9 protein-coding genes are annotated in these 6,173 nt (G+C 41.6%); all 9 read right to left on the bottom strand.

Annotation, left to right across the window (positions count from 1 at the left end; all coding sequences use genetic code 11):
* Positions 1-225, bottom strand: a 225-nt coding sequence (locus H539_RS0120230; RefSeq protein ID WP_026695033.1) for an HTH domain-containing protein, incomplete at its 3' end; no start/stop codon positions are given.
* A gap of 125 nt (positions 226-350) precedes the next feature.
* Positions 351-1,805 carry a nicotinate phosphoribosyltransferase gene (locus H539_RS0120225; protein ID WP_026695032.1) on the bottom strand — a complete coding sequence of 485 codons (1,455 nt, stop codon included), beginning with the start codon at positions 1,803-1,805 and terminating at the stop codon, positions 351-353.
* Between the two features lie 17 nt (positions 1,806-1,822).
* The gene (locus tag H539_RS29155; RefSeq protein WP_051348692.1) at positions 1,823-2,428 is read right to left on the bottom strand and encodes a molybdopterin-dependent oxidoreductase; all 606 of its coding nucleotides are present in this window, start codon (positions 2,426-2,428) and stop codon (positions 1,823-1,825) included.
* 192 nt (positions 2,429-2,620) lie between these two features.
* Complete coding sequence (locus tag H539_RS0120215; RefSeq protein WP_026695031.1) at positions 2,621-3,085, bottom strand: hypothetical protein; 465 nt, start codon at positions 3,083-3,085, stop codon at positions 2,621-2,623.
* 101 nt (positions 3,086-3,186) lie between these two features.
* Complete coding sequence (locus H539_RS31710; protein WP_155890159.1) at positions 3,187-3,330, bottom strand: hypothetical protein; 144 nt, start codon at positions 3,328-3,330, stop codon at positions 3,187-3,189.
* Positions 3,314-4,510 carry a DUF4062 domain-containing protein gene (locus tag H539_RS0120205; protein WP_026695030.1) on the bottom strand — a complete coding sequence of 399 codons (1,197 nt, stop codon included), beginning with the start codon at positions 4,508-4,510 and terminating at the stop codon, positions 3,314-3,316. The genes H539_RS31710 and H539_RS0120205 overlap by 17 nt, the downstream gene beginning before the upstream one ends.
* A gap of 479 nt (positions 4,511-4,989) precedes the next feature.
* Positions 4,990-5,166: a CsbD family protein gene (locus H539_RS31015; RefSeq protein ID WP_081415964.1), complete on the bottom strand. Its 177-nt coding sequence runs from the start codon at positions 5,164-5,166 to the stop codon at positions 4,990-4,992.
* A 102-nt stretch (positions 5,167-5,268) separates the two neighbouring features.
* On the bottom strand, positions 5,269-5,667 hold the full coding sequence (locus H539_RS0120195) for an anti-sigma regulatory factor (protein WP_026695029.1): 399 nt from the start codon (positions 5,665-5,667) through the stop codon (positions 5,269-5,271).
* A complete protein-coding gene (locus H539_RS0120190; RefSeq protein ID WP_026695028.1) occupies positions 5,664-6,020 on the bottom strand; it encodes an STAS domain-containing protein in 357 nt (118 codons plus the stop codon). Before H539_RS0120190 ends, H539_RS0120195 begins: the two co-directional genes overlap by 4 nt.
* Positions 6,021-6,173: the final 153 nt, after the last annotated feature.

Here is a 6,173-nt window from a genome sequence, read left to right as displayed (position 1 = left end):
CCTCCAGCGTTTTAAACAGCGTTTAGGCTGTTCCTTTCCAATCATCTCTAAATCAAAACCCTGTTCAATAAAAATTTGAGAGGGAGTTTTCCCACTTTTGTATTCAGATACGGCCTTCATCTTAAATTCTGGACTGTAGGAGATGGATCGGTCAGACGCACTTAAAACATTCGGGTTTTTCTCCAATTCTTTGATTTCAAAATCATTATAGATCTTCCTATTCATACAAATCCTCCGCCCACATGTATTAAATCTATTGAAACACAAAAAACCCCGGATAGGGGCACTTTTTTATCAGTGTCCGCTATCCGGGGTATAGTTCAATTGGCCAGGCTTTCTTTTATTTATCGTCAATATTTCATGGCTTCCACTTTGTTTCTTACTTTTTCAATGCTCGCCATTTTGTTGTCCCAGCATTTTTGGCTTAAGTCAACAGGATATTCCTGCGGGTTCATGGTCCGCAGATACTCTTCCCATAAGTAATCCAGATTGCCGAGTGAGTATTCCTGGATCTCTTGGATATCCGGGAGATTGTATACAACTTCACCGTTTTTAAAGATATCGTGATGAAGCATCCTCGCTTCGAAGTTGTCTACATATTTTGAAATGTACGTATGAACCGGATGGAACATTTTGATCCTATTTTCTTCTGCAGGTTTTTCAGAGGTTAGGGTGATATAATCTCCTTCAGATTTACCGGTTTTTTTATTTATAATCCGGTAGACGTCTTTTATGCCAGGCGTCGTCACTTTTTCAGGGTTGGAGGAAATTTTGATGGTATCCTCCATTTCCCCATTGCTGCCTTCAATGGATACAAGCTTATAGACAGCTCCCAGTGCGGCCTGTTCATAGGCCGTAATCAGCTTGGTCCCGACTCCCCAAATGTCGATTTTAGCTCCCTGCTGCTTGAGGTTGATCATGGTATACTCGTCCAGATCGCTTGACGCTACGATTTTTGTTTCTGTAAAGCCGGCTTCGTCCAGCATTCTTCTGGCTTCCTTCGAAAGATAAGCCATATCTCCGCTGTCCAGTCTGATGGCCTTGAAATTTATTTTATCTCCCAGCTCTTTGGCCACTTTTATCGCATTGGGAACCCCCGAGCGGAGAGTATCATAGGTATCTACAAGGAAGACGCAGTCTTTATGTCTCTGAGCATATTTATAAAAGGCTGTATAGTCGTCCTGATAGGCCTGAACCATGGCATGGGCATGAGTACCGGAGATTGGCAGCCCAAACAGCTTTCCTGCCTTCACATTGCTCGTACCATGGAAGCCTCCAATGTATGCGGCCCTTGTCCCCCAAAGAGCGGCATCAAATTCATGTGCCCTCCTGGTCCCAAATTCAAGCAGCGTTCCATCTCCTGCGACATGTTTTATTCTGGCTGCTTTTGTCGCAATCAGGGTCTGGTAATTGACAATATTCAGCAGCGCCGTTTCAATCAGCTGGGCTTCCGCAAGTGGGGCTTCGACCCGCAGGATGGGCTCGTTCCCAAATACAAGCTCTCCCTCCCTCATGGATCTGAGGCAGCCGGTAAATCTTAACTCCTTTAGATACGCAAGGAAATCATCCTGATAGCCCTGGTTTTTCAGGTAATCGAGATCCCATTCAGAGAACTTAAAGTCCTTTAAATATTCAACGATCTTTTCCAATCCGGCGAAAACCCCAAATCCATTTTCAAAAGGAAGCTTTCTAAAATATAAATCAAACACTGCTCTTTTGTTATGGATTCCATCCGCCCAATAGGTCTCCGCCATATTAATCTGGTATAAGTCTGTATGTAATGCAAAGCTAGTATCCAAAACCAGTCACCACCAAAAAATTATTAGATTGTACTGCCTGCTTTATGTATCCAGGCATTTTTACTGTATCCTCTTTTTTCCCAGTAACCTGCATGCTTATGGTCAATCACTTCAATACGATTCAGCCATTTGACTCCTTTATAAGCATACATTTTGGGAACAATGAGCCTCACTGGCCCGCCAAAATCAGGAGAAATCGGCCTGCCATCCTGAAGGACGGCCACCATCACATCATCCAGCAGAGCCTGTCCTATGGATAGAGAATCTGTATAGACCCCATCTCCGGAATATAATTTCACCTGAACGGCTCCGCTTTTGATTCCGGCTTCCTGTAAAATATCCTTCAAGAGGATTCCCTCATACGTAATATCGAACACGCTCCAGCCTGTTATACAGTGAAAGTCGCTCACCTGGACCTTTCTTGGTATTTGTACAAATTGTTCCCAGTTATAGACCCTTGGATTCATGACGAGCCCATCAATTTTGAAACACCAGGTTTCTGACGTGAAGACCGGAATTTTTGTCACCGTATAGGGGCGGAAAACACCCTTCGCTCCGCCGCCGATTGGTTTTAGCGATTCTTTGGAAGGGACAGGTGCTGGAATCATTGCGCACTTCTTCCAGCCCATGTTCAAGTCCTCCCGGATTAAACCGACATTCCTATATTACTCTTATTACCTGCAGGAAAGAAACTGAATTGCTTACTTCATTTTTACCAACAAAAATACAGACTTATAAGGGATTCTGTTCCGCATAAAAGCATATGAATTCTGCCTTTATGGAGAGCAGTTCCCTTGTAAGCCTGCTTTTTACATATTATTCTAGCTGCCTGCGGTTTGTAAAGCGGTTGAGGACTCGAAACGGACTAAAACACTTTCTTGTTCCTCATCCTCTTGTAAAATCGTGAAGGTCCAGAGGCTTGTAATCATGGAGGATATTTCAGGAAGCCATTTTTTTTTCAATCGCACTCTATCAATATACGTTTGATGGAATTCCAGATCGGTCCCATTTCTCAAACCATATTTAAGTATAAGGAAGTTTTTTAGTCCCCTGATAGTCAAAAATTTGAAAGAGTATCCATCCCTTACAGCAGATAGGCATTCTTCTGGTTGACTTTCTGCATAATGGAAGAAATAAGAGAGATCGGTTTCATTGCCGCCTCTAAAAACAAGTTCATTGTACTGATTTTTTTTTAAACTCAAAATGAGTTCCTCTCTCGTAATTCCCTGGGACAGTATCGCCTCCAGCCGGAGACCCACTGGCAGCGGGAGCCTGGCAGCAGTCATTGTACACCTCTTTACCATATGATTCTATTATTATAGCAGACTATGGAAAATTATGTACGAACAATTACCCATCGAAACAGGGTTCCTTTTAGGAGGTATACCTAGCTCCGATGGGCCGGCTTGTTAAGTGCACCTAATAATCGCTGGCTGTTTTTCACAAGGCTATCCAGCTTTTGATCAGATGCGGCACGGGATAGTTTTTTTGGTGTTGATGCCACCAGGACGGACTTATTCTTTTTCAACATCCAACCCTCCAATTAAATCGGCTGCAAAATCCAGATATATTCTTTCTTTAAGTATAGCAGAAAAAATTTCTTCTTGTAGTGCAGCCACTTCATTTGAAGACCAAAATTCCTGAAAAGGAAAATGTGCACATAGGACCATCTCTCCAATCCTCTTCGTTAAATATAACTGATGCTTCTCTTCATTGAAAAATAGATATTCCACTTCTCCATTTAAGATATACGTTTTGGAAACATATGCTTCCTCATCAGTCAAAGAAAACTCTTCTTTTGGAGTGATGCTTCCGAAATGTGAGACGTACACCATTTTGTTTCCTTTTCTACGGTAAAGGGATATTGCGGTGCAGTCATTGAAGGAAGCGATTTCTTCTTTTACATAATACCCCTTTCGGTTATAAATATTCGCACCTTTTAAAACTTGTGCAAGCTCATTAAGGATAACCTGAAGATCAGGCACCCCATTTTTAAACGAACGGATGAGCTGAAAAGAATAGTCTTTATATTTTTTTAATTTCGGTGCCAGATTAAGGCTTTCTCTGGTTTCATCTTCATTCTTTAAATATTCTATGCCCTTGTGAAGGTAATTACTTAAATAAATATTGACAGTTTTGCACAGCTCATCAGCGTTCGCCAGAACAATGTCGTATAAAAACGGACAGCTTTGATCGACATCATATAAAAAGGCCCAGACAAAAGGGTCGATGTCTTTAATCCTCCGGTACAAATATTCACGGGTCTGCTCAATTTCTTTTACCAGCGGTTCCACTATATCATAAATATGTCCGGGAAATCTGTAGAATTTTGAACGGAATTTATAAAGTTCTTCTGTGATGAGCTGCTTCATATCGCTAAAATATATGCTTTTTATCCAGTCATTTACAAAAGGAAGGATCAGTTTCTTCTCTTTTTTGGCATAATGAAATTCAACATATGTGGCGGTCACACGAGGGTCTCTTTCTGTGAAGCTCCCGCTTTTCTCTGAAATGAAGAGCAGGAAGAGGTCGGATTCTTTTACTTTATTGATGCAGGTTTCTATTTTATCCTGGCCCCATACACCGAAATTCTCCTCAAATGCGAGCGGAAAATGGCCGGCCAGCTCCAACGACTCCATCAGCTTTTTCCGTAAGGGCTTTAGTTCATTCTCATAAGCAGAACTAATAAAGATCTTGGTACCTGTTTGCATTTCTACACCTCCAAAAAATTAGTCCTTGGACGGTCCGCAAAAGAAAGGTTGCAGCAGAAAGTGCATAGCTGGCCTTTACAGGATGTTTTGTTAATTTTTATTATTCTATTAAAGTTATGTATTTTCCTTTTAGAGCATGCCCCATTTAGCTGGCTTTCTTATAAAATGAGAGAAAACACCTAGTTTTATCAATGGCTTGAAGGCCGAATGGGAATGTATGTGCGCCTCAGGTCCTATTACCATTTTCTTCATAAAAACTTTTATGGCAAAAGTATTTAACTCGAGGATTTAGGGATATGCTGATGATGTATGATTCAAAGTGCCAAATTATGACTCTGTTAGAGCACAAGTAATTCATTGGATTGCCTATTACAATGCTGTACTCATCACATTATTACATTCACCATAAAAAAAAGGTCTGGATATAAATTCCAGACCCCTTTTTATAAATTTACCTGGAGGCTCCAGGCATTTACATACTATTTACCGCTGAATGTATCTTTTAAATCGCCAATTTTATCCTGCAGGCCGCCTTTGGCTTTATCCGCTTTCCCTTCTGCCTGCATATCGTGATTGTCTGTCGCATTTCCCAGCTGGTCCTTTACTTCGCCTTTTACTTTGCTAACGGTACTTTTAAATTTATCAGAGTTACTCATGTCAGCATCCTCCTCTTAGTGGTATACTGTATGTTTACCCTGTCAACCGGGATGCAAACGTCTTTTGCCTCCCCGGTCTGTAAGTACACTGCTGCCAAGTTTTCACAGCCACTTGACCGCCACAACGACAGTCCCGCGGCCGACTTCTGAATCAATGCTGAATTCATCCATAAGCCGTTTTACTCCTGGAACTCCTGCCCCAAGCCCTCCTGAAGTGGTATAACCGTCTTCCAATGCGAGCTTAATATTTTCAATGCCCGGGCCCTGATCGGCTGCAGTGATTTTTAGTCCATATTTATTATTCTCGTGAATTTCTTCTACTATAATATTTCCAGGCATGGCATATAAAAAAATATTTCTGGCCAATTCCGAGATCGCTGTAGTGATCCTGGCCTGGTCTACGGTTCCAAAGTTCATCTTTTTTGCAGCTTCTCGTCCTGCCTGCCTCGCAGCAACAATATCCCATTCACTGATGATAGGAATATTACTTTTTATGGTCATTGCACACCACTTTTGCCCAGTATTTCGATACCTTTTTCCAGATCGATGGCAGTATTGGCGTCATTCAAATAAATTCCAAGTTCGACAAGAGTAATGGCGACAGCAGGCTGTATTCCAGTAAGTACCACCTTGCTGCCCATCAGGCCTGACATGCTGACGATATCACCAAGTACCTTGGCAATAAAGGAATCAATCATATCCAAGGAAGTAAGATCTATTACAACACCGCCTGCACTCGTCTGATGGATTTTTTCCAGGAGATCTTCTTGCAGCTGCAAGGCGCTTTGGTCATCAAGTTCAATTTGTATTGAAACTAAAAGTAAATTATTCAGCTTTAGTATAGGAATTCTCATATATTTCCCCCTCGCTTACCTATAGAGTATTGTACTATACTTTTTGTAAGCTAAGTAAGATGGTACCAAAATTTCCTTGTGCGGTAAAGGAATCTTTCCTTTACCCTCTGAGAACTCTTGGTATGTTTTTGGATAAAGCAGGAGGGAGAGCGG

Origin of the sequence: Peribacillus kribbensis DSM 17871 (assembly GCF_000430765.1) — a bacterium.
Taxonomy (GTDB): Bacteria; Bacillota; Bacilli; order Bacillales; family DSM-1321; genus Paraperibacillus; species Paraperibacillus kribbensis.
Note: the sequence above shows the minus strand (reverse complement) of the source record. Positions and strands in the feature narration are given on the sequence as shown.

Bases quoted from the DNA above. Each gene is read 5' to 3' on its own strand.
- H539_RS31710 (WP_155890159.1), bottom strand. From the start codon at position 3,330: ATGTTGAAAAAGAATAAGTCCGTCCTGGTGGCATCAACACCAAAAAAA.
- H539_RS0120215 (WP_026695031.1), bottom strand. From the start codon at position 3,085: ATGACTGCTGCCAGGCTCCCGCTGCCAGTGGGTCTCCGGCTGGAGGCG.
- H539_RS31015 (WP_081415964.1), bottom strand. From the start codon at position 5,166: ATGAGTAACTCTGATAAATTTAAAAGTACCGTTAGCAAAGTAAAAGGC.
- H539_RS0120195 (WP_026695029.1), bottom strand. From the start codon at position 5,667: ATGACCATAAAAAGTAATATTCCTATCATCAGTGAATGGGATATTGTT.
- H539_RS29155 (WP_051348692.1), bottom strand. From the start codon at position 2,428: ATGGGCTGGAAGAAGTGCGCAATGATTCCAGCACCTGTCCCTTCCAAA.
- H539_RS0120190 (WP_026695028.1), bottom strand. From the start codon at position 6,020: ATGAGAATTCCTATACTAAAGCTGAATAATTTACTTTTAGTTTCAATA.
- H539_RS0120205 (WP_026695030.1), bottom strand. From the start codon at position 4,510: ATGCAAACAGGTACCAAGATCTTTATTAGTTCTGCTTATGAGAATGAA.